The organism is Lysobacter olei, from assembly GCF_054777355.1.
Window position 1 is genome coordinate 220,433 of sequence record NZ_BAAHAT010000004.1, and the last position, 22,765, is coordinate 243,197.

General features: G+C 67.0%; 22 protein-coding genes, 1 pseudogene and 1 riboswitch. Of the genes and pseudogenes, 18 read left to right on the plus strand and 5 right to left on the minus strand.

The genetic code is table 11. The annotated features are described in order from the left end of the window. Positions 1-70: 70 nt before the first annotated feature. The gene (locus ACYVBS_RS07625; RefSeq protein WP_460822845.1) at positions 71-865 is read right to left on the minus strand and encodes a cytochrome C assembly family protein; all 795 of its coding nucleotides are present in this window, start codon (positions 863-865) and stop codon (positions 71-73) included. A gap of 102 nt (positions 866-967) precedes the next feature. Here ACYVBS_RS07625 and ACYVBS_RS07630 point away from each other — a divergent pair, with 102 nt between their 5' ends. Next, entirely contained in the window at positions 968-1,288 is a 321-nt protein-coding gene (locus tag ACYVBS_RS07630) for a hypothetical protein (RefSeq protein WP_460822846.1), read from the plus strand. 3 nt (positions 1,289-1,291) lie between these two features. On the opposite strand, the gene ACYVBS_RS07635 is transcribed toward ACYVBS_RS07630, so the two are convergent. Further along, positions 1,292-1,696 (minus strand): ribonucleotide reductase subunit alpha, encoded by a 405-nt coding sequence (locus tag ACYVBS_RS07635; protein WP_460822848.1) that lies wholly within the window; start codon positions 1,694-1,696, stop codon positions 1,292-1,294. A gap of 157 nt (positions 1,697-1,853) precedes the next feature. After that, positions 1,854-1,995: riboswitch (molybdenum cofactor riboswitch) on the plus strand. Here ACYVBS_RS07635 and moaA point away from each other — a divergent pair. The 14 genes and pseudogenes from moaA to ACYVBS_RS07705 all read left to right on the plus strand — a co-directional run bounded on the left by moaA (position 1,987) and on the right by ACYVBS_RS07705 (position 17,737). Continuing rightward, a complete protein-coding gene (gene moaA, locus ACYVBS_RS07640) occupies positions 1,987-2,967 on the plus strand; it encodes a GTP 3',8-cyclase MoaA (RefSeq protein ID WP_460822849.1) in 981 nt (326 codons plus the stop codon). Its footprint overlaps the riboswitch before it by 9 nt. A gap of 7 nt (positions 2,968-2,974) precedes the next feature. After that, positions 2,975-3,973: a bifunctional molybdenum cofactor biosynthesis protein MoaC/MoaB gene (gene moaCB, locus ACYVBS_RS07645; RefSeq protein WP_460822850.1), complete on the plus strand. Its 999-nt coding sequence runs from the start codon at positions 2,975-2,977 to the stop codon at positions 3,971-3,973. Further along, the gene (locus ACYVBS_RS07650; protein WP_460822851.1) at positions 3,970-5,226 is read left to right on the plus strand and encodes a molybdopterin molybdotransferase MoeA; all 1,257 of its coding nucleotides are present in this window, start codon (positions 3,970-3,972) and stop codon (positions 5,224-5,226) included. Before moaCB ends, ACYVBS_RS07650 begins: the two co-directional genes overlap by 4 nt. Further along, positions 5,223-5,483: a MoaD/ThiS family protein gene (locus tag ACYVBS_RS07655; protein ID WP_460822853.1), complete on the plus strand. Its 261-nt coding sequence runs from the start codon at positions 5,223-5,225 to the stop codon at positions 5,481-5,483. Before ACYVBS_RS07650 ends, ACYVBS_RS07655 begins: the two co-directional genes overlap by 4 nt. A 2-nt stretch (positions 5,484-5,485) precedes the next feature. Continuing rightward, positions 5,486-5,941, plus strand: a pseudogene (locus ACYVBS_RS07660) (molybdenum cofactor biosynthesis protein MoaE); the annotation flags it as partial. Between the two features lie 139 nt (positions 5,942-6,080). Further along, a complete protein-coding gene (locus ACYVBS_RS07665) occupies positions 6,081-6,647 on the plus strand; it encodes a molybdenum cofactor guanylyltransferase (RefSeq protein ID WP_460822854.1) in 567 nt (188 codons plus the stop codon). Next, a complete protein-coding gene (locus tag ACYVBS_RS07670) occupies positions 6,644-7,030 on the plus strand; it encodes a hypothetical protein (RefSeq protein WP_460822856.1) in 387 nt (128 codons plus the stop codon). Before ACYVBS_RS07665 ends, ACYVBS_RS07670 begins: the two co-directional genes overlap by 4 nt. A 155-nt stretch (positions 7,031-7,185) precedes the next feature. Further along, positions 7,186-8,592: a NarK family nitrate/nitrite MFS transporter gene (locus ACYVBS_RS07675; protein ID WP_460822857.1), complete on the plus strand. Its 1,407-nt coding sequence runs from the start codon at positions 7,186-7,188 to the stop codon at positions 8,590-8,592. Between the two features lie 91 nt (positions 8,593-8,683). Then, positions 8,684-12,427: a nitrate reductase subunit alpha gene (locus ACYVBS_RS07680; protein WP_460822858.1), complete on the plus strand. Its 3,744-nt coding sequence runs from the start codon at positions 8,684-8,686 to the stop codon at positions 12,425-12,427. Beyond that, on the plus strand, positions 12,427-13,971 hold the full coding sequence (gene narH / locus ACYVBS_RS07685) for a nitrate reductase subunit beta (protein WP_460822859.1): 1,545 nt from the start codon (positions 12,427-12,429) through the stop codon (positions 13,969-13,971). Before ACYVBS_RS07680 ends, narH begins: the two co-directional genes overlap by 1 nt. After that, positions 13,968-14,651: a nitrate reductase molybdenum cofactor assembly chaperone gene (gene narJ, locus ACYVBS_RS07690; protein WP_460822860.1), complete on the plus strand. Its 684-nt coding sequence runs from the start codon at positions 13,968-13,970 to the stop codon at positions 14,649-14,651. Before narH ends, narJ begins: the two co-directional genes overlap by 4 nt. Continuing rightward, positions 14,648-15,352: a respiratory nitrate reductase subunit gamma gene (narI, locus tag ACYVBS_RS07695; RefSeq protein WP_460822861.1), complete on the plus strand. Its 705-nt coding sequence runs from the start codon at positions 14,648-14,650 to the stop codon at positions 15,350-15,352. The genes narJ and narI overlap by 4 nt, the downstream gene beginning before the upstream one ends. Before the next feature lie 3 nt (positions 15,353-15,355). After that, on the plus strand, positions 15,356-16,264 hold the full coding sequence (locus ACYVBS_RS07700; RefSeq protein ID WP_460822862.1) for a peptidylprolyl isomerase: 909 nt from the start codon (positions 15,356-15,358) through the stop codon (positions 16,262-16,264). Between the two features lie 150 nt (positions 16,265-16,414). Next, positions 16,415-17,737 carry an MFS transporter gene (locus ACYVBS_RS07705; RefSeq protein ID WP_460822863.1) on the plus strand — a complete coding sequence of 441 codons (1,323 nt, stop codon included), beginning with the start codon at positions 16,415-16,417 and terminating at the stop codon, positions 17,735-17,737. A gap of 5 nt (positions 17,738-17,742) precedes the next feature. Here ACYVBS_RS07705 and modC read toward each other — a convergent pair whose 3' ends face one another. From modC to modA, 3 genes are read right to left on the minus strand one after another with little or no spacing between them, the layout of a single operon-like run. Then, entirely contained in the window at positions 17,743-18,816 is a 1,074-nt protein-coding gene (gene modC / locus ACYVBS_RS07710) for a molybdenum ABC transporter ATP-binding protein (protein WP_460822864.1), read from the minus strand. Further along, the gene (gene modB / locus ACYVBS_RS07715; protein WP_460822866.1) at positions 18,809-19,516 is read right to left on the minus strand and encodes a molybdate ABC transporter permease subunit; all 708 of its coding nucleotides are present in this window, start codon (positions 19,514-19,516) and stop codon (positions 18,809-18,811) included. Before modB ends, modC begins: the two co-directional genes overlap by 8 nt. Before the next feature lie 9 nt (positions 19,517-19,525). Continuing rightward, the gene (gene modA, locus ACYVBS_RS07720; protein WP_460822867.1) at positions 19,526-20,278 is read right to left on the minus strand and encodes a molybdate ABC transporter substrate-binding protein; all 753 of its coding nucleotides are present in this window, start codon (positions 20,276-20,278) and stop codon (positions 19,526-19,528) included. 121 nt (positions 20,279-20,399) lie between these two features. Between modA and ffh the strand changes: the two genes are divergently transcribed. The 3 genes from ffh to rimM all read left to right on the plus strand — a co-directional run bounded on the left by ffh (position 20,400) and on the right by rimM (position 22,741). Then, a complete protein-coding gene (ffh, locus tag ACYVBS_RS07725) occupies positions 20,400-21,767 on the plus strand; it encodes a signal recognition particle protein (protein WP_460822868.1) in 1,368 nt (455 codons plus the stop codon). Between the two features lie 166 nt (positions 21,768-21,933). Further along, positions 21,934-22,191 (plus strand): 30S ribosomal protein S16, encoded by a 258-nt coding sequence (gene rpsP, locus ACYVBS_RS07730; protein WP_460822869.1) that lies wholly within the window; start codon positions 21,934-21,936, stop codon positions 22,189-22,191. A 34-nt stretch (positions 22,192-22,225) separates the two neighbouring features. Further along, on the plus strand, positions 22,226-22,741 hold the full coding sequence (rimM, locus tag ACYVBS_RS07735; RefSeq protein WP_460823020.1) for a ribosome maturation factor RimM: 516 nt from the start codon (positions 22,226-22,228) through the stop codon (positions 22,739-22,741). Positions 22,742-22,765: the final 24 nt, after the last annotated feature.

A 22,765-nucleotide genomic window follows, 5' to 3' on the forward strand; every position in this document is an offset into this window, starting at 1 on the left:
CGTCGAATGCTGGCGATGGCGGCGCCCGGTGAACCGGAAGGCGGAGCCTTACCCTCGCGCGCAACGGCTATCAGGCGCTTCGGCCCAGCACCAGCTCCAGCATGAACTTGCTGCCGAAGAACGCCAGCACCAGAAGCGCCATCGCCGCCAAGGTCCAGCGGACCGCGGTGGCGCCGCGCCAACCGTACCGCCAGCGTCCCACCAGCAGCGCACCAAAGGTCAGCCACGACAGCACGCTGAGCACGGTCTTGTGCACCAGGTGCTGGGCCAGCAGGTTTTCGACAAAGAGGATGCCGGTCAGCAGGGTCGCGGTGAGCAATACGAAGCCCGCGCTGATGGTGCGGAACAGCAGCGTTTCCAGTGCCACCAGTGGCGGCAACGCCCGCAGCCAGCGGTGGAACTCGCGCCGGCGCAGGGCGCGCTCCTGCAGCCACAGCATCATCGCCAGCAACGCCGCCACGGCCAAGGTGGCGTAGGCCAGCAGCGCGAGCCAGGCATGCAGTTGCAGCCGCCAGTCCAGGATGGGGCCTGTGGTCGTCCCATGGCCCTTGGCCGCGCACAGCAACAGCATGGTCGATGCCAGTGGGTACACCACGACACCCAGTGCGGCCATCCGCCCATTGAGGCCTACGGCCGTGGTCAGCAACGCCATGCCCAGGCCCACCAGCGAGAGTGCGGCGAAGAAGTGCATGTCAGTGCCGCCGCTGGCCTGCCAAGTGTTTACGTGCACCAGAGCGTGCGCCATCAGGCCGACGATGGCCGGCCACGCCCAATGGCGCGAGGGGGCACGGTTGCCTTGCAGGCCGGTGACCAGCAGTCCGGTGGCGAACAGGTAGGACAGGGTGGAAACGAGAACGAGTGTCATCGGCAAAGTGTCGCATAGCCGTGTGGCCGCGGGTGCGGCCATGTCGCGCGGACGCTGGGCGGGGCGTATGCTCGGCCCTAGCACCGTCTGGAGGAGCAAGTCATGCACGCTTCGCACGCGACGCCGTCTTCCCGCAACGCCAGCCCGCTGGGGAGGGTGTTCTGGTTGTACGGAGTGATTCCCAGCAACCTGCTGTGGATTGGGGTGCTGTGGCTGATGACGGGCGGCGGAACGCCCAGCGCCACACTGGGGTTGCTGGCCTTCCTGCTGGTCTACACCGCCTGGATCCTCGTGGCCGTCTGGCGCGCCGCGCCGCAGGCCCACGATCCCCGCTACGGTGTGCTGGCCCGGGCGCTGACCGTGGCCTGGGCTATTAACACCGTGTTGTTGGTGTTCTTCCTCGGCCTGCCGCTGCTGCGCTGAGCGTCAGCCGAACTGCAGGACCGCGCCACTGCGGTCGAAGGCCGCGAAGTCCGACACGCGGCCGTTGTTGATGGCGTTGACCATGAAACGCAGCGGTTGTGCCGCTTCGTCCGTACTCGGCGCGATGCCGGCACGCCCGGACAAGCTGCCTACAAAGACGATGTCCCAGTCCTGGCCTGTGTTGGCCGATTCGGCGGCTAGGGCATCGAAGCTGGCGACCTCGGCGGGCGCCTTGTCCACGCACAGGCAGGGCGACAGGGTGCCGCCCTCGCGTTGCTCATAACGCTCGCGCTGGTCGTCGGTGGCGTGTTCGGGCAGGTCCACCCGGGCGAACACAAACAGCAGGCGCTGCGGTTCAGGCTGGCGGGTGGCGGCGTCGAGCAGGTCCTGGAAAGTGGCGAGGCTCATGGGGTGGGCTTCGAGGGGAGTGGCGCGACGCTATCACGTCCATGGGGGCGCCATGCCCCGCCTGGGCCCATCCGCCGGCGGTAATCAGGCCGGTCTTGACCCCAATCAAGCACGAGCCCGCCGCATGGGTCTAAGCTACGTCCCAAGCAGGGGTTCGCCCCTGTGACATCTCCAAGCCCGGCCGCCTGTGTCCACACGGATATGGCGACCGGGCCGTGACTCCGCCTGGCGGAGTCACCGGGTCGGACTGGAAACGGGTCGGCCTCCCTGTATCGGACTGGAGTGACAACATGCAGACCCTCGTTGACGGCTTCGGGCGGGCGTTCCCGTACCTGCGTCTTTCATTGACGGAGGCCTGCAACTATCGGTGCAGGTATTGCCTGCCCGATGGTTACCATGCCGACGGCCGGCCCACGTTCCTGACGCTGGACGAGATCGAGCGCCTGGTGCGCGGTTTCGCCGCGCTGGGCATGAGCAAGATCCGCCTGACCGGTGGCGAGCCGAGTTTGCGCAAGGACCTGCCTTCGATCATCGCCGCGGTGTCGGCGGTGCCGGGCATCCGCAAGATTGCCATCACCACCAATGGCTGCCTGCTGCCGCGCCATGTGCGCACCTGGCGCGAGGCGGGCTTGACCGCGCTCAATGTCAGCCTGGACAGCCTGGACCCGGCGCGTTTTGCGGCCATCACCGGCCACGACCGGTTTGCCGAAGTCACTGAAGGCGTCGAGATGGCGCTTGGGATGGGCTTCGACTCAGTGAAGCTCAATGCCGTGTTGCTGCGCGGGCTCAACGATGACGAACTGCCGGCCTGGTGCGATTACCTGCGCGAGCGCGACATGGCCATCCGCTTCATCGAGCTGATGCGCACCGGCGACAACGCGGCGTACTTCGAGCGCCATCACGTGCGCGGCGAGACGCTGGAACAGCAACTGGTGGACGCGGGTTGGTCGCTGCGGCCGCGTGCCGACGATGCCGGGCCGGCGCGCGAATACACGCACCCGGACTACCGCGGGCGCATCGGCGTGATAGCACCGTATTCCAAGGATTTCTGCGCGGGCTGCAACCGCCTGCGCGTCACCGCGCGCGGCGACCTGCGGCTGTGCCTGTTCGGCGATTTTGGCGTCGCGCTGAGGCCGTTGCTGCAGTCGGATGGTGACCACGACGCGCTGGTGGCGCGTATCGCCACGCAATTGGGACTCAAGGCGGCCGGACACGGCCTGCACCAGGGGCAGACGGGCATCACCCCGCACCTGGCATCGATTGGAGGATGAGCAACGCATGACGACGGAACGTGCCGCGGCCTTTTACATGGCCGATATCCGCAACAAGCGCCCCACGCGGCGGCGCGCGGTGGCGGTGGGCGAACTCAAGGCGGGGCCGGTGGCCTACCCACTGATCGTGGAGCGGCGCCTGCCCAAGGGCGACGCGCTGGTGATGGCCGAAGTGGCCGGGCTGCAGGGCGCGAAGATGGCCTCCGCACTGATGCCGCTGTGCCACCCGCTGCCGCTGGAACTGGTGCGCGTGCGCTGCGAGCCGGTGCCCGAGCGCCACGCCATCCGCGTGTACTGCGAATGCGCCACTGAGGCGCGCACCGGCGTGGAGATGGAAGCGCTGGCCGGCGTCAATGCCGCGTTGCTGACCCTGTATGACCTGAGCAAGCCGGTGGAGCCCGCGCTGGGGATCGGCGCCATCCGTTTGTTGTTCAAGGAGGGTGGCAAGAGCGGCCTGTGGCTGCACCCCGAGGGCATGACCGACGACGAGCGCGAGCACTACCGCCCGCGCGACATGGCGCGGCTGCGCGACGTGCCGTGCGCGGTGATCACGCTGAGCGACCGCGCCAGCCGCGGTGAGTACGAGGACCGTTCGGGGCCGGTGCTGGTAGAGGGCCTGCGCGCCCTAGGCGCGCGCGTGGACCATGTTGAAGTACTGCCCGATGGCATCGATCCGCTGGCCGAGCGCTTGCGTGCCTTGGCGGCGCACGGCGTCCGCATCTGCCTGTGCACCGGCGGCACCGGCCTGGGGCCGCAAGACGTGACGCCTGAGGCGCTGCGTCTGGTCGCGGACCGGCAAGTGGACGGGCTGGCCGAGATGTTCCGCAGCGAAAGCGCCAAACACACGCCGCTGGCGTGGCTCAGCCGTGCCGAGGTGGTGCAGGTGGGGCGCATGCTGGTGTTCGCGCTGCCGGGCAGCCCGCGTGCGGCGCAGCAGGGCATGGACATCCTCGCGCCGTTGCTGGCACACGCGCTGGCGATGATCGACGGTGAGGCGCACGCATGATCGGTTACGACGAGGCGCTGGCCACCATCCTGCGCGAAGCCTCGCGGCTGGACGTGCGCCGCTGCACGCCCGAGCAGGCACTGGGCCACGTGCTGGCCGCGCCCGTGGCGAGCGGGGAGTACCTGCCGCCCTTCGACAACTCGGCGATGGATGGCTTTGCGCTGCACGTGGGTGGTGCGACCTTGCGAGTCGGCACCGAGTTCGATGTCGCGGGCGCGCAGGCCGCAGGCGACGCGCGTGTGGAGGCGACGCCTGGCGCGTGGGAGATCATGACCGGCGCGCGTATGCCGGAGGGCTTGGATGCCGTGGTGCCGGTGGAGCAGGTGGACGTGCTGGCACGCGATGCCGATGGCCGTCCGACGCGTATCCGCTTGGCGGCCGACGTCGAGGCCGGCCAGCACGTGCGCCTGCGTGGCGAAGACGTGGTGCGCGGCGCACCGGTGATTAATGCCGGCACGCGCGTTGCGCCGCAACACTTGATGATGATGGCGGCTCTCGGGGTGCAGGTGGTTGATGTGGTGCGACGCCCGTGCGTGGCGGTTATCACCACCGGGCGCGAACTGGTCGATGACCCGACGCGAACGCTTGCATCCGGGGAAATCCGCAACAGCAACGGCCCATTCCTTGCGGCGCGCGCCATCGAGGCGGGCGCTGACGTGGTGCTCCGCGAGACGGTGACCGACGATCCGGCGGCGTTACTGTCGGCACTCGAGCGTGCAATCGAGGCCGGCGCGGATGTGGTGCTGAGTACCGGCGCGGTCTCGATGGGGCGTTACGATTTCGTGCCCGACACGCTGCGCGGGATTGGTGCGACGACGTATTTCCACAAGGTGCGTATTCGTCCGGGCAAGCCGCTGCTGTTTGCGCGGCTGGCGGGCGGGCAGTTGTATTTCGGCTTGCCGGGCAATCCGGTGTCGAGCGCGGTAGGGCTTCGCTTCTTCGTCGAACCGGCCTTGCGCGCAATGACGGGGCTGGCGCCGGAGCGACCGCTGCGCGTACCGCTGGCCGCGGCCTATCGCAAGCGCGCGCCACTGAGGTTTCATCTGAAAGGGCGGCTTGAGGTCGACGGTGCGGGACGCCTGCAGGCGCGCGTGCTGCCTGGCCAGGAGTCGTTCCGCATCCTGCCGCTGCTGGCGGCGAATGCCTGGGTGGTAATAGCGGAGGACGCCGAAGCCCCGGAGGCCGGCGACCTGGTGGAGGTGTATGGGTTGGGGCATCTGGAGGCCCCGCGGATGGACGAGGTGAGGGCATGAAGGTGCAGGTGAGCCTGTTTGGCGCCTTCCGCAGTTTTGATCCGGGTGCGCAGGTCGTGATCGATGTCCCGGACGGCGCACGGGTGTCAGAGCTGCGCCAGGCGCTGGAGCACTACGGCTGCACACACTGGCAAGGCTTCAACCCGGCGCTGCTGCGCCGCTCGGCCTTCGCCAGCGAGACCACGGTGCTGCGCGAGGCGGATGCGCTGCCGCCCGACGGCCGAATGGCGGTACTGCCGCCGGTGAGTGGAGGTTGAACATGGAACGGCATCATTGCAGCGTCGTCGACATCGTTGACGGTCCGCTCGATCCAGCGGCGGCACTCGAGTTCGTGTCCGATCCCGGCTTCGGCGGCATCACGATGTTTGTCGGTCGGGTACGCGATCTGAACCACGGACGGGTGGTCACCGGCGTCAGCTATGACATGTTCGTACCGTTGGCGCTAAATGGCTTTCGCGAGATCGCGGCCCGCGCCGATGGCGACTTCGGTCCGACGCTGAAGCTCTACATCGCCCACGCCAAGGGGCGGCTCGCGGTGGGCGATCTGGCGGTGGTGGTCGCGGCGGGCACGCCACACCGCGACGAGGCCTTCCGTGCCTGTCGGCAGGTGATCGAGGCGGTGAAGCACACCAGCCCGATCTGGAAGCAGGAACACTACGAGGACGGCGACAGCATCTGGAGCGAGGGGTGTTCGCTGTGTGGGGAAGATTCCGAAATGCCGACGTCGGTGGCGGTCGCATCGGCTGACGAGGCGGCGGTGTCAGCGGAGGGCGTCCAGATGGCGGTGCCGCACGCAGAGGCCGGCAGCCCGATGCCGACGACTGCCCATGGCGACGAAGGCTGCAGCCATCCCCATGGACACCACGGACACTGAGCCACCGGTCTGGATCGGCGTGGTCCTGGCCGGTGGCCGTTCCAGCCGCATGGGGCAGGACAAGGCGCGCCTGACGTGGCGTGGCCAGACGCTGGTGGAGCACGCCTGCGCCACGATGATGGCGGCTGGTGCGGCCAGAGTGGTGGTCAGCGGCGACTACCCGGAGTGGGACGGCCTTCCCGACGCCACGCCTGACCTCGGTCCGCTGGGCGGCTTGGCCAGTGTGTTCGCAGCGGTGCCGGACGGAGTGCTGCTGTTGATGCCCGTGGACATGCCGTTGGTGACGCCGGGCCTTCTGCGCGCGCTGGCGAGCGCACGCGCGTCGGCATGCGTGACATTTCGTGACCACGTCCTGCCGGTGCGTCTGCAGGTAGATGCCCATAGCCGCGCGGTGCTGGCCGGGCTGCTGGGCGACCCGGCGGGCCGGCGATCGCTGCGGACATTGCGCCACGCGCTCAAGGGCGCATCCATCGACCTATCGCCGGCGCAGCGAGCAGAACTCGTCAACTGCAACACGCCCGATGAATGGCAGGCGGTGAGCTCATGAAAGTGCAGATGCAGGGACAGTCCCTTCGGGTGCGGATCAGCGAAGCTGAGTTGGCACGACTGCTGGCTGGCGAGGCCATCGACAATCTGACCCGATTGCCGGGCGGCGAGTGCTGCAGGCACGAGGTGCGCGTGGTAGGGGGCGATGAGCCCACGTTGCTGGCGGGCAAGGGCGGTTGGACGCTCAGCCTGTCGCGCGGGCAGCTGGACCCATACGTGGCCCGGCTGCCGTGTCGGGAGGGCCTGGCTTTCCGGCTCGCGGTGGGGATAGGGCCCGACCTGGAGGTCGCCTTCGAGGTGGACGTGCGGGACAGCGTCCGCAGCCGCGGCACGTCCAGGCGGGGCGCGCAATCCCCTGGGGGAGCTGACCGGGACTCCGGTTGATCTACGTCAAGAGGGTGTGAAGGCCCCAGCTGAAATTGATCCCGATCAATCTAGGGTCGGGCGATCGGGAGCACGCTGGCGCTGCAGTGAAGACGCCGCGCTTCCCAAGAGGCGGCCGTCGGCACATCCGGCTTTCCCTACCGCAGGTACGTCCCATGAACGCCCAGATGGCCAGCAAGCCTCGCAGCGTTGGTTCCCTGATCCATGACTGGAAACCGGAGGACGCCGCGTTCTGGGCGCGTACCGGCAACCGCATCGCCAATCGCAACCTCGCCATCTCCATCCCCGCGCTGCTGCTGGCGTTCGCGATCTGGATGATGTTCTCCGCGGTGACCGTGAGCCTGCCGCAAGTGGGGTTCACCTTCACCACCGACCAGCTGTTCTGGCTGGCTGCACTGCCCGGCCTGTCCGGTGCCACGTTGCGCATCTTCTATTCATTCGTGGTGCCGCTGTTCGGCGGCAGGCGCTGGACCGCCATCGCCACGGCCTCGCTGTTGATTCCCGCCGTGTGGTTGGGCTTCGCGGTACAGGATCCCACCACGCCATACTGGCAATTCGTCGCCATCGCCATGCTGTGCGGACTCGGTGGCGGCAACTTCGCCTCGTCGATGTCCAACATCTCCTTCTTCTACCCGAAGGCGAAGCAGGGCTACGCGCTGGGCATGAACGCGGGGCTGGGCAACCTGGGCGTGTCGGTCACGCAGTTCGTCATCCCGCTGGTCATCACCTTCGGGCTGTTCGGCACGCTGGCCGGTGTGCCGCAGGTGACCGCCGACGGCAAGGTGCTGTTCCTGCAGAACGCGGGATTCATTTGGGTGCCGTTCCTGGTGGTGTGCAGCATCGCCGCCTGGTTTGGCATGAACGACCTCTCCGCCGCACGGTCGTCGTTCGCCGAGCAGGCGGTGATCTTCAAGCGCAAGCACAACTGGCTGATGTGCTGGCTGTACATCGGTACCTTCGGCTCGTTCATCGGGTTCTCGGCTGGCTTCCCGATGCTGATCAAGACCCAGTTCCCCGACGTCAACCCGATGACGTATGCCTTCCTGGGGCCGCTGGTGGGCGCGCTGATGCGATCGGTGGGCGGCTGGCTGTCCGACAAGCTGGGCGGCGCGCTCCTGACGTTCTGGGTGTTCGCGCTGATGGTGGCGGGCGTGTTCGCGGTGCTGCACTTCCTGCCCAGTGGCGGGCAGGGCGGCAACTTCCAGGGCTTCCTGGCCAGCTTCATGGCGCTGTTCGTGCTGACAGGCATCGGCAACGCCTCCACGTTTCGCATGATTCCGGTGATCTTCCGCACGCTGCATGAGCGCTGGTCGGCCAACGCCGATGCCGAGGGCAAGGCCGCGGCGACGCGCCAGGCGGGCATCGAATCGGCGGCCGTGATCGGCTTCAGTTCGGCGATCGGTGCTTACGGCGGCTTCTTCATTCCCAAGAGCTACGGCTCATCGATCGCCATGACCGGCGGCCCCGAAATGGCGCTGTATGGGTTCATCGCCTTCTACGTCAGCTGCCTGGTGGTCACGTGGTGGTGGTACTACCGCCGCGGCGCCGAAACACCGTGCTGACCCGTCGCAAGGTAACCGGGGCCGGCATCGCCGGCCCCTTCAACAGGATGCGTGACACCGCGATGCAATCGATTGCCAAGAGGGTTTTCCCATGAGTTATTTCCTTGACCGGCTGCAGTTCTTCAAGCGCAGCCCGGACACATTCTCCGACGGCCACGGCGTTACCAAGACGGAAAGCCGGGAGTGGGAAAACAGCTACCGCGCCCGCTGGCAGTACGACAAGATCGTCCGCTCCACCCACGGCGTGAACTGCACGGGCTCGTGCAGCTGGAAGATCTACGTCAAGAACGGGCTGGTCACATGGGAAACCCAGCAGACCGACTATCCGCGCACGCGACCCGACCTGCCCAACCATGAGCCGCGCGGCTGCCCCCGTGGCGCCAGCTATTCGTGGTATCTGTACAGCGCCAACCGTCTGAAGTATCCGCTGGTGCGCGGCGCGCTGCTGCGCATGTGGCGCGAGGCGCGCAAGACCAAGTCGCCGGTGGAGGCATGGGCGAGCATCGTCAACGATCCGGCCAAGGCCAAGGACTACAAGTCCCGTCGCGGCATGGGCGGCTTCGCCCGCGTGCGTTGGGACGAAGCCAACGAGATGATCGCGGCCGCCAACCTGTACACGGTCAAGCAGTACGGCCCGGACCGCGTGGTCGGCTTCTCGCCGATTCCAGCGATGTCGATGGTTTCGTACGCCGCCGGCGCGCGCTACTTGTCGCTGCTGGGCGGCGCCTGCCTGTCGTTCTACGACTGGTACTGCGACTTGCCGCCGGCCTCGCCGCAGGTGTGGGGTGAGCAGACCGACGTGCCCGAGTCGGCGGACTGGTACAACAGCCGCTACATCATCGCGTGGGGCTCCAACGTCCCGCAGACTCGCACGCCCGACGCGCACTTCTTCACCGAGGCGCGCTACAACGGCACCAAGACCGTCGCGATTACCCCGGACTACTCGGAGGTCGCCAAGCTCACCGACCACTGGCTGCACCCCAAGCAGGGCACTGACGCCGCGCTGGCGTTTGCGATGGGCCACGTGATCCTCAAGGAATTCCACGTCGACCACCCGTCGCAGTATTTCACCGACTACTGCCGCCAGTACTCCGACATGCCGCTGCTGGTGCGCCTGGAGAAGCGCGATGACGGGCGCCTCGTGCCGGAGCGTTTCCTCCGTGCCAGCGACCTGGGCGGCCTCAACGAAACCAACAACCCCGAATGGAAGACGCTGGCGTACGACGAGGCCACCGGCGAGATGGTGGTGCCCAATGGCTCGGTCGGCTTCCGCTGGGGCGAGAAGGGCAAGTGGAACATCGAGGAGAAGGAGAGCGCTGGGCGTGACACGCGCCTGAGGCTGACCCTGAAGGACGCCAACGACAGCATCGAGGCGGTCAGCTTCCCGTACTTCGGCGGCATCGAGCACGAGAAGTGGACGGCCTCGAAGTTCGACGAGGTGCTGGAGCGCAACATTCCCGTGCGCCGAATGACCCTGGCTGACGGTCAGGAATGGGCCGTGGCCACCGTCTACGACCTGCTGCTGGCGCAGTACGGCGTGGACCGCGGCTTTGGCGGCGGCAACGTGGCCGCTAGCTTCGACGACAAAGTGCCGGGCACCCCGGCCTGGCAGGAGACGATCACTGGCGTGCCGCGCCAAGACGTGATCGAGATTGCCCGTGAGTTCGCGCGCACCGCCGACAAGACGCACGGTCGCAGCATGATCATCGTCGGCGCCGCGATGAACCATTGGTTCCACAACGACATGAACTACCGCGGCCTGATCAACATGCTGGTCATGTGCGGTTGCATCGGCCAGACCGGCGGCGGCTGGGCGCACTACGTGGGCCAGGAGAAGCTGCGTCCGCAGACCGGCTGGCAGCCGCTGGCGTTCGCGCTGGACTGGAACCGCCCGCCGCGCCACATGAACGGCACGTCGTTCTTCTACTTCAACTCCGACCAGTGGCGCTACGAAAAGCTGGACGTGAAGGAGATTCTGTCGCCGCTGGCGGATGCCTCCAAGTACAGCGGCAGCCTCGTTGACTTCAACCTGCGCGCGGTGCGCATGGGCTGGTTGCCGAGTGCCCCGCAGCTGGATCGCAATCCCATCGAGGTGGTGCGCGCTGCCGAGAAGGTCGGCATGGCACCCGTCGACTACGCGGTGTCCCAGTTCAAGCAGGGCTCGCTGGACTTCGCCTTCTCCGACCCGGATGCGCCGCAGAACTTCCCGCGCAACATGTTCATCTGGCGCTCGAACCTGCTGGGCTCGTCCGGCAAGGGCCACGAGTACATGCTGCGCCACCTGCTCGGCACCCGGCATGGCCTGCAAGGCAAGGACTTGGGCGAGCGCGGCGCGATCAAGCCCGAGGATGTGACCTGGCGCGACGAGGCGCCGGAAGGCAAGCTCGACCTGCTGGTCACGCTCGACTTCCGCATGTGCACCACGGCGCTCTACTCGGACATCGTGCTGCCCACGGCCACCTGGTACGAGAAGAACGACCTCAACACCTCCGACATGCACCCGTTCATCCACCCGCTCTCCAAGGCGGTGGACCCGGCGTGGGAATCGCGCAGTGACTGGGACATCTTCAAGGGCATCGCGCGCACGGTCAGCGGCCTCGCGCCCGGCGTGCTGGGCGTGGAAAAGGACCTGGTGCTGGTGCCGACGCTGCATGACACCCCCAACGAGCTGGCCATGCCGTTCTCCGTCGCCGACTGGAAGAAGGGCGAGTGCGAGCCGGTGCCGGGCAAGACCATGCCGTCGATGGTGGTGGTCGAACGCGACTACCCGAACCTGTACAAGAAGTTCACCTCGCTTGGTCCGCTGATGGACAAGCTGGGCAACGGCGGCAAGGGCATGAGCTGGAACACGCAGGATGAGGTCGACTTCCTCGGCGACCTCAACCACCGCGTGCGCGACGAAGGCGTCAGTCAAGGCCGCCCGGCCATCGACAGCGCCATCGATGCCTGCGAGGTGATCCTGCACCTCGCGCCCGAAACCAACGGCCACGTCGCCGTGAAGGCATGGGAGTCACTGGGCGAGTTCACCGGCCGCGACCACACCCATCTCGCGGTGGGCAAGGAGCACGAGGCGATCCGCTTCCGTGACATCCAGGCGCAGCCGCGCAAGATCATCTCCTCGCCGATCTGGTCGGGGCTGGAGGACGAGCACGTCAGCTACAACGCGGGGTACACCAACGTGCACGAGTTGATCCCGTGGCGCACGCTGACAGGTCGCCAGCAGTTCTACCAGGACCACGAGTGGATGGTGGCATTCGGTGAGGGCTTCATGGGCTATCGCCCGCCGGTCAACACCAAGACCATCGCGCCGATCCTCGGCAAGAAGCCCAACGGTCACAAGGAGATCGTGCTGAACTGGATCACCCCGCACCAGAAGTGGGGCATCCACAGCACCTACAGCGACAATCTGATCATGCAGACGTTGTCGCGCGGCGGCCCCATCGTGTGGCTGAGCGAGACCGATGCGCGCGAGGCCGGCATCGAGGACAACGACTGGATCGAACTGTTCAACGTCAACGGCGCCATCGCGGCGCGCGCGGTGGTCAGCCAGCGCGTGATGAGCGGCATGGCGATGATGTACCACGCACAGGAACGCATCATCAACACGCCCGGCTCCGAGATCACCGGTACCCGCGGCGGCATCCACAACTCGGTCACCCGCGTGGTGGTCAAGCCCACCCACATGATCGGCGGTTACGCGCAGTTGGCCTACGGCTTCAACTACTACGGCACCACCGGTACAAACCGCGATGAGTTCGTGATCGTGCGCAAGATGGACAAGATTGATTGGCTGGATGGCGAGCCGGTGCCGGCCAACGCCCAGGAGGTGGTGTGATGAAAGTCCGCGCACAGATTGCGATGGTGCTGAACCTGGACAAGTGCATCGGGTGCCACACCTGCTCGATCACCTGCAAGAACGTCTGGACCAGCCGCGAGGGCGTCGAGTACGCCTGGTTCAACAACGTCGAGACCAAGCCCGGCGTTGGCTACCCCAAGGAGTGGGAGAACCAGGACAAGTGGAACGGTGGCTGGGTCCGTACCCAGGCCGGCAAGCTGGTGCCGCGCGCTGGCGGCCGCTGGCGCATGCTGGCGAAGATCTTCGCCAACCCGGACCTGCCGCAGATCGACGATTACTACGAGCCGTTCGATTTCGACTACCAGCACCTGCACGAGGCGCCGGACAGCAAGCACCAGCCCACGGCCCGGCCACGCTCGCTGATCAGCGGCGAGCGCATGCAGAAGATCCACTGGGGTCCGAACTGGGAAGAGATCCTCGGCACCGAGTTCGCCAAGCGCTCCAAGGACCGCAACTTCGACAACGTGCAGAAGGAGATATACGGCGCGTTCGAGAAGACTTTCATGATGTACCTGCCACGCCTGTGCGAGCACTGCCTCAACCCGGCGTGCGTGTCGGCGTGCCCATCGGGCGCCATCTACAAGCGCGAGGAGGATGGCATCGTCCTGATCGACCAGGATAAGTGCCGCGGCTGGCGCATGTGCGTGTCGGCGTGCCCGTACAAGAAGATCTACTACAACTGGAAGAGCGGCAAATCCGAGAAGTGCATCTTCTGCTACCCGCGCATCGAGATGGGCGAGCCGACCGTGTGCTCGGAGACCTGCGTGGGCCGCATCCGCTACCTCGGCGTGATGCTGTACGACGCTGACCGCATCGAAGCCGCGGCATCGGTGCCGGCCGAGAAGGACCTGTACCAAGCCCACCTGGACATCTTCCTCGACCCGTTCGATCCCAAGGTGGTCGAGGCCGCGCGTGCGGAAGGCATCCCCGACAGCTGGCTGGAGGCCGCCAAGGCATCGCCGGTGTACAAGCTGGCGATCGACTGGAAGCTGGCGCTGCCGCTGCATCCGGAATACCGCACGCTGCCGATGGTGTGGTACGTGCCACCACTGTCGCCGATCCAGTCCGCCGCCGAGCGTGGCCGCGTGGGCATGAATGGCGAACTGCCGGACGTCGCGTCGCTGCGCATCCCAGTGCGCTACCTGGCCAACATGCTCACGGCGGGCGATGAGGCTCCGGTGGTGCGCGCACTGGAACGGATGATGGCGATGCGCGCCTGGCGCCGCGCGATGAACGTGGATGGCGTCGAGGACCTCGCCGTGCTCAAGCAGGCCGGCCTCACGGTGGCGCAGGCCGAGGACATGTACCGTTACCTCGCCATCGCCAACTACGAGGACCGCTTCGTGATTCCGTCAGCGCATCGCGAGTACGCCAGCGATGCCTTCGGTGAGCGCGGTGGCTGCGGCTTCACCTTCGGCAACGGCTGCAGCGGCGACAGCCCCGCGGATCTGTTCAGTCAGCGCAAGACCACCGCCTACGCGGTACATCCCAACCGCCAGGAAAAGCATGAGGTGGTCGAATGAGCCTGCTCAAGCTGGTGGGGGTGTTGCTGGACTACCCCCAGGACGAGCTGTGGCAGCACGGCGATGAACTGTTGGCGGCGGCTGCGGACCCCGCGCTCAAGGGCGCACGCCGCGAGCAGCTTGTTGCATTCACCCGCGAACTGCTGGCGCAGGACCCGCTGGCCGCGCAGGACCAGTGGCTGTCCCTCTTTGACCGTGGCCGTTCGATGAGCCTGCTGCTCTTCGAACACATCCACGGCGAATCGCGCGACCGCGGGCAAGCCATGGTCGACCTGATCGAGGCCTACTGCAAGAACGGCTTCGAGCTGTCGGCCAAGGAGCTGCCGGACTATCTGCCGCTGCTTCTGGAGTACCTCGACCAGCAGCCGCAGGCGGAGGCCCGGGATTGGCTGCACCACGTCAGCCACATCGTCGGCCTGCTCGCCGCCCGCGCCGGCGAGCGCAAGAGCCCATACGCGGTTCTGTTCGAGATCCTCGTCGAGTTCGCCGATGGCAAGCTCGATCTGGGCGCCCTGCGCCAGCGCGCCAGCGAGGAACCCCGCGATGACACACCGGAGGTGATGGACCGGTTGTGGGAGGAGGAGGCCGTCCGCTTCGGTGCCGAAGCACCGGACGAAAATTGCTCTCCGCCCAGCCGCAGTCCCGCACGCTCCGCCGCCACCCGACAGGTGCAGCCATGAACTATCTCCACCAGTTCGCTTTCCAGATCTTTCCCTACATCGCACTGGCGGTGTTCTTCATCGGCAGCTGGGTGCGCTTCGACAAGTCGATGTACACCTGGCGCACCGGTTCCAGCCAGTTGCTGTCCGACAAGGGCATGCGCGTGGGCAGCAACCTCTTCCACGTGGGCGTGCTGGCCATCCTCGGTGGCCACCTGGTCGGCCTGCTGACGCCGCACGCGGTGTACGAGCACTTCATCACCGCACCACAGAAGCAGTTGATGGCGATGGTGGTCGGTGGCGTGTTCGGCGCCCTGTGCTTCATCGGCATCAGCATCTTGCTGGTGCGTCGCCTGACCAACGCGCGCGTCCGCGCCACGGGCACCTTTGGCGATACGCTGGTGCTGGTATTGTTGTTCGCCCAACTGGTGCTCGGCATGTTCAGCATTGCCGTGTCGGCCGGCCACATGGACGGAAGCGTGATGATCCTGCTGAGCGAGTGGGCGCAGCATATCGTGACCTTCCGCTGGGGCGCCGCCAACTTCATCACCGATGTGCACTGGATCTACAAGGCCCACGTGTTCCTCGGCATGACGCTGTTCCTGATCGCGCCGTTCACCCGACTGGTGCACGTGTGGAGCATCCCGGTCAGCTACCTGTGGCGCCCCTACCAGGTGGTGCGTCGCCGCCAGCCGGCCCTGCGTTACGGCCCGAGGGCCTGATCCATGAGCGACGACAAGCCGACCCTGCGCGCCCTGCCCATCACCGTCATCGACTCGCAGAAGCCAGTAGCGGAGGAGGCGCACGCCCACCACCACGATCATGCGGAGGAGGGCCCGCGTTCGCTGGGGCAACCCGCGCCGTGCCTGCTGTTCGTGGCCGACACGGCCATCAGCGAGGCCGACATCGCCCGTGAGATGCAGCATCACCGCGCGATGAAGCCCGAACAGTCGCGCGCGTCGGCGGCGCGGGCGCTGGTGGTGCGCGAGCTGCTGCGGCGCGAGGTAGGGCGGCTGGGGCTGGACGACGAGGTGCAACCCTCCGGCGGTGAGCCGGTGGAGGAGGCACGCATCCGCGTCCTGCTGGAGCGCGAGGTGGAGAACCGTGTGCCCAACGAGGAAGACTGCCGCAGGTATTTCGAGCAGAACCCCGGGCGCTTCCGCTCCCCCGACCGCATCCGGCTCCGCCACATCCTGCTGGGCGCGTCGGTCGACGACATTACCGGCCGCTTCAACGCGCGCAGCAAAGGCGAGCAGCTGATCGCGGAGCTGAAGGACAACCCGGTACTGTTCGCCGACTTCGCCCTGCGCCATTCCGACTGTCCTTCCAAGACCGAGGGCGGTGACCTGGGCTGGCTGGAACGGGGGCAGACCACGCCGGAGTTCGACCGCCAAGTCTTTCGCCTGCGCGAAGGCCTGGCCGGTTTCCCGGTGGAGTCGCGCTGGGGCTACCACGTGGTCTGCGTGGATGCGCTTGCCGCAGGCGAGCCGCTTGCGTTCGATCAAGTCCGCGAGCGGATTTCCGACTACCTTGAACTGCAAGTGAGGCAGCGCGAATTGCAGCAGTACCTGCTGGAGCTGCAGGAGCGATATGAGGTACGCGGGCTGGATGCCATCGAGGCCGAAGCGGCCTGAGTCCAGCCCACTGATGCACCGGCGTCGTCGCCGGTCGCACGCCACGGCGCCTTGGCCGGCGACGGACGTGCATCCGGTGGCGGAGCTCGCCTGCCGCAAGGGGCGCGGCAGGCATCGCAACGATTCCCAATCCCGACCGGAAGCACGTCCATGCAGGACCTTTCCCAGATAAGCGGAGCCCGCCAGCAGCGCGCGCTGTGGCTCAGTACCTTCGCCTTCACCACCTGCTTCGCGGTGTGGATGATCTTTTCGATCATCGGCATCCAGATCAAGCAGCAGCTGGGCCTGAACGACACCCAGTTCGGCCTGCTCATCGCCACCCCGGTGTTGACCGGCTCCTTGATTCGCCTGTTCCTGGGCGTGTGGTCCGACCAGTTCGGTGGCCGGCGCGTGTTGCTGCTGGTGATGCTCGCCGCGGCCGCCGCCACGTGGGGTCTCACCTGGGCGAAAACCTACCCGCAGTTTCTGATCGGCGCCTTGCTGGTGGGCATCGCCGGGGGCTCATTCTCGGTGGGCGTGGCGTACGTGTCCAAATGGTTCCCGGCCTCGAAGCAGGGCACCGCGCTCGGCATCTTTGGCGCCGGCAACATCGGCTCGGCGGTGACCAAGTTGCTGGCGCCGATGGTGATGGTGGCCTACGGCTGGATGACCGTGGCCAAGATATGGGCCGTGGGGCTGGCCGTGGTCGGCATTCTGTTCTACCTGCTCAGCGAGGATGATCCATCCCTGGCCGAGCGGCGCCGCACGGGCGTGAAGCCGATCCCGTTCCGGCAGCAGATGGAGCCGTTGCGCAACCTTCAGGTGTGGCGGTTCTCGCTGTACTACTTCTTCGTGTTCGGCGCGTTCGTGGCGCTGGCCTTGTGGCTGCCTCGCTACCTGATCGGCGCGTACGGCATGGACGTGGCCACCGCCGGCATGATCGCGGCGGCGTACTCCATCCCGGCCAGTCTGTTCCGCGTGGTGGGTGGGTGGCTTTCAGACCGCTGGGGCGCACGCAGGGTCATGTACCTGACCTTCAGCGTGTCCGTGATTTGCACCTTCCTCCTGTCCTATCCCGACACCACTTACACGATCCGCGGTATCAAGGAAGACATCACCTTCCACCTGGCAATCGGCCTCGCGCCCTTCACGGTGCTGGTATTCGTACTCGGCTTCTTCATGTCGCTGGGGAAGGCGGCCGTGTACAAGCACATCCCCGTGTACTACCCGCAGCACGTGGGCGCGGTGGGTGGCGTGGTCGGCATGATCGGCGGCCTGGGGGGCTTCGTCCTGCCCATCGCCTTTGGCTTCATGAATGACGTGGTCGGCGTGTGGACCAGCTGCTTCATGCTGCTGTTCGTCCTGGTGTCGATTGCACTGGTGTGGATGCACTTCGCCATCCGCCGGATGGAGCGTCGCAAGTTCCCGCAGATCGATCACGAGACGGATCTGCCCGAAATCATCAACGCCCAACGGCATGCCGCAGCGCGCTGAACGCGTCAGACCAGCAGCGCCACCGCCTTGACCTGCGCCCAGAGCGACATGCCGGGGCGCAGGGCCAGGCGCGCCACCGATCGATGAGACACCCGCGCCAACAGCGGTGCCCCCGAGGCGTCCAGCCGGGCTTGGACCTGCCCGCTGGGCAATTCCACGAGTTCCACGAGGGTGGCCGGCAACACGTTCAGCACGCTGGAGTCGTCGTGGTGCTGCAGCGCCAGGCTGACATCGCGGGCCTGCACCCGCACGCGGAGCGGCGTGCCTGCGGCATGGTCACGCCCATGCGCATGCAGGGCTCCGGCCTGCGTGTCGAGGGTGAGCAGCCCATGCGCGTCGCATTCGCGCACGCGCGCCGTCAACACCACGCCGGCGTCGTCGCGCAGGGCAAGGGGTAGGTCAGCGCGATTGAGCACGTCGAGGGCGGGCCCCGTCGCCGTGACTGTTCCCGAGTCAAGGAGCACCAGGTGGTCCGCCAGGCGTGCCACTTCTTCGACCGAATGGGTCACGTACAGCACCGGAATGCCTGCATCGCGACGCACGGCATCCAGGTAGGGCAGGATCTCCGCGCGCCGTTCGGCATCCAGTGCGCTCAGCGGCTCATCCAGCAATAGCCAGCGCGGTTGGGTGACCAGCGCGCGCGCCAGCGCGACACGCTGGCGCTCACCGCCGGACAACGAATCCGGACGGCGTTGCAGTAACGGGGCGAGACCCAGCCGCGCCGTCCAAGCCTCCAGCAGGCCCCGCGGTGACCCCGCGCGGCGCCAGCCATAATGCAGGTTGTCGTCCACGTTCAGGTGCGGCAGCAATTCCGTGTGCTGGAAGACAACCCCAGTTTGCCGCCGGTGGGCGGGTAACCGGACCGGGCCGTCCTGCCACGTCTCTCCCTGCACTTGCACCGTTCCGACTGCATCGGGGTCGAGCCCCGCAACGGCGCGCAACAGCGTGCTCTTGCCGCTGCCGGATGGGCCGAACACGGCCGTGGTGCCTTGGCCGGGAAGGGTCAGGTCAACGTCCAGACGGAAGTCACGTCGCGTGACGCGCAGGCGGACGAGGAGATCGTTCGCGGCCTCAGTCATGCGCCACCGCCGTGCGCCGGCCCAACCACTGCATCACCAACAGCAAGGCGAAAGAGAACAGCAGCAGCCCCGCTGCCAATCTATGCGCATCGGCGTAGGCCATGCCTTCGACCTGGTCGTAGAGCAGTACCGACAGCACGCGCGTCTCGCCCTCGATGTTGCCGCCCACCATCAGCACCACGCCAAATTCGCCGACGGTATGGGCGAAGCCGAGCAGGGTGGCGGTCACCAGCGCCGGCCGCGACAACGGCAGCACCACGCTGAAGAAGCGGTCCAGCGGCGATGCGCGCAGCGTGGCCGCGGCGTCGAGCACTGCGCGTGGGACGGCGGCAAAGCCAGCCTGCAGCGGGTGTACCACGAAGGGCAGGGAGTACAGCACTGAGGCCAGCAGCAGACCCTCGAAGGTGAAGGCCAGCGTTCCCAGGCCCAGTGCGTTCGTCATCTGCCCGATGGGGCTCTGCGGTGCCAGACCGATCAACAGATAGAAACCCAACACCGTGGGCGGCAATACCATCGGCAGCGCCACCACGGCCCCGATCGGCACGCGCCACCCCGAGCGCGTGCGCGCCAGCCACCACGCCAACGGCATGCCCAGCGCCAGCAGGATCAAGGTGGTCAGTCCGGCCAGCTTCAGCGTGACCCACGTGGCCGCGATCCACGGGGTGGAGTTCCAAGCGGAGGTGGCGACGGAAGCGTCCATGCCGCGGCGTCAGTCGTAACCCAGCGCACGGATGCGCGCCCGCGCCAGCGGACTGCGCAGGTACTGCAGGAATCCGCGGGCCGCGGCGTTCTCCCGACCGCGCGATAGCAGCACGGCGCTCTGCACGATCGGTGTATGCCACGACGCCGGCACGTCCCAGCCTGAGCCGGGCGTGGACTTGCGCGCCTCCAGCACCATCGATCGTGGCAGCAGGCCAAGCGGCGCCGCGCCAGTCACCACGAACTGCGTGGCCTGGCCGACATTCTCGCCCATGACCAGGCGCGGCTTGAGCGCGTCCCAGCGTCCCACGTGGCGCAGCACATCACGGGCCGCTGTCCCGTACGGGGCCAGTTCCGGGTTGGCGATGGCCAGTCGGTCAATCTTGCCGCGGCGAAGCAGGGCTTCCCCGTCCTTCACCCTGTCCGGGGCGCGGCTCCACAGCACCAGCCGGCCGATCGCGTAATCGTGCAGGGTGGCGCCGTCGGCCAACCCCTCAGTCACCAGCCGGCGCGGCGTGGCGGCATCGGCGGCCAGCAGCACATCAAAGGGCGCACCGTTGCGGATCTGCGCATAAAGCTTGCCGGTCGAAGCGGCGCTGACATCGATGCGGTGCCCGCTCTGGCGGCCATAGTCGGCAGCCAGTTGGCGCGCGGCATCGGCGAAATTGGCCGCCACCGCCACGCGGGCCTGCGCGGCCATCCCGGCGCCCGGCATCCCGCCGGCCAGCGCCACGAGGACGGCCAGAACCCGTGCAAAACGCATGCTGCCTCATTCCCTGCCGTGTTCGCGGCGAGTCTAGCGCGTTTGTCCACCGGCCCGGCTGACGGAGGTCAACCGCTATACTTGGCAGTCCGCTGTTCCCCCATTTCCAGGTCCTGCCCGCATGTTCGAATCCCTCACCCAGCGCCTCTCCGGCACCATCGAGCGCCTGCGCGGCCGCGGCCGGCTGACCGAGGAGAACATCCGCGAGTCCCTGCGCGAGGTGCGCATCGCCCTGCTGGAGGCCGACGTGGCCCTGCCGGTGGTGCAGGCCCTGATCGAGCGCATCAAGGTGCGCGCCGTCGGCCAGGAAGTGCTCAAGTCGCTGACCCCGGGCCAGGCGCTGATCAAGATCGTCCGCGACGAAATGACCGCGGTGATGGGCTCGCAGGCCGCCGACCTGAACCTCAACGTGCCGGCGCCGGCGGTCATCCTGATGGCCGGCCTGCAGGGCGCGGGCAAGACCACCACCGTCGGCAAGCTGGCCAAGCACCTCAAGGAAAAGCGCAAGAAGAAAGTGATGGTGGTGTCGGCGGACGTGTACCGTCCGGCCGCCATCGAGCAGCTCAAGACGCTGGCGCAGCAGGTGGACGTGCTGTTCTTCCCGTCGTCCGCCGACCAGAAGCCCGAAGCCATCGTGAAGGCGGCGATCGACGACGCACGCAAGTCGTACGTCGACGTGCTGCTGGTCGACACCGCCGGCCGCACCAGCATCGATGACGCGATGATGGCCGAGATCAAGGCCCTGCACGCCGCCGTGAATCCGGTCGAGACCCTGTTCGTGGTCGACTCCATGACCGGCCAGGATGCCGCCGTCACCGCCAAGCACTTTGGCGAGGCGCTGCCGCTGACCGGCGTGGTGCTGACCAAGACCGACGGTGACGCCCGTGGCGGCGCCGCGTTGTCGGTGCGTTACATCACCCAGCGCCCGATCAAGTTCATTGGCGTGGGCGAGAAGCCCGACGGCCTGGACGTGTTCCACCCCGACCGCATCGCCAGCCGCATCCTCGACATGGGCGACGTGCTGTCGCTGGTCGAGCAGGTGGAGCAGCAGGTCGACAAGGACAAGGCCGCCAAGCTCGCCGAGAAGGTCGCCAAGGGCAAGAAGTTCGACCTCAACGACATGCGCGACCAGCTCGAGCAGATGCAGAACATGGGCGGCATCAGCGGCCTGATGGACAAGCTGCCGGGCATGGGCAAGATTCCGGACGAGGTGAAGAGCCAGGTCACCGGCAAGGAAGTGCCGCGCATGATCGCCATCATCAACTCGATGACGAAGAAGGAGCGCCGCAACCCCGGCCTGCTCAACGGCAGCCGCCGCGCGCGCATCGCCAAGGGCGCGGGCATGACCCCGGCCGACGTCAACAAGCTCATGAAGCAGTTCCAGCAGATGGAAAAGATGATGAGCAAGCTGGCCGGTGGCGGCATGAAGGGGCTCATGCGCGGCATGAAGGGCATGATGGGCGGCCGCGGGCCGATGCCGTTCCGCTGAGGCGGCGGCTCCTCCGGGGCTGCCCGATCAGAGCCCGGCGCCCGGGCCGTAGCGCTCCGTTGCTTGGCGCTGCGGCCTGTTCATCTTGCCGCGGGAGGGGAATTCCCTCTATAATCGCCGGCTTACCCTGCCATCCCGGCAGCTGGGCAACACAGAGAGCAACCTCATGGTCAAGATTCGACTGACCCGCGGCGGCGCCAAGAAGCGTCCGTTCTACCACATCATCGTTACCGACAGCCGCAGCGCCCGCGACGGCCGCAACATCGAGCGCGTCGGTTTCTACAACCCGGTTGCCCAGGGCAACGAGAAGCCGGTCGAGCTGAACGTCGAGCGCGTGAAGCACTGGATCGCCAACGGCGCGCAGATGACCGACAAGGTCGCCACGCTGTACAAGGAAGCGGCCAAGGCCGCTGCCTCGGCCTGATCCCCTGGCTGCGCCCGAGCGCGTAGCCATGGCGATGAAAGACCCTGGGCGCCACATCCTGCTAGGCAGGATGATTGGCGCCCTTGGTTTACGTGGGGACGTGAAAATCGAGTCCTGGACCGATCCCCGCGAAACCATCTTCCGCTACCAGCCGTGGGTCCTGCGCTCGCCGCAGGGCACGCAGGATGTCGTGTCCGGCATCCGCGGCCGCGACACCGGCAAGCACGTGCTCGCCCAGGTCCCGGGCGTGGCCGATCGCGATGCCGCCGAGGCGCTGCGCGGTACCGAGATTCTCGTGCCGCGCTCCGCGCTGCCGCCGCCCACGCCCGGCGAATACTACTGGGTGGATCTGGAAGGCCTGCGCGTGGTCAATCTGGAAGGCGTCGCGCTGGGCACGGTCTCGCATCTCTTCTCCACCGGCGCCAACGACGTGGTGGTGGTTCGCGATGACGAGCGTGAGCGCATGATTCCCTTCGTGCAGCCGCAGTTCGTCACCGACATCAATTTCGACACCGGCGTGATCACCGTCGACTGGGACCCGGATTTCTGAGCCGGGGGCATCTGCGCGTGAAGG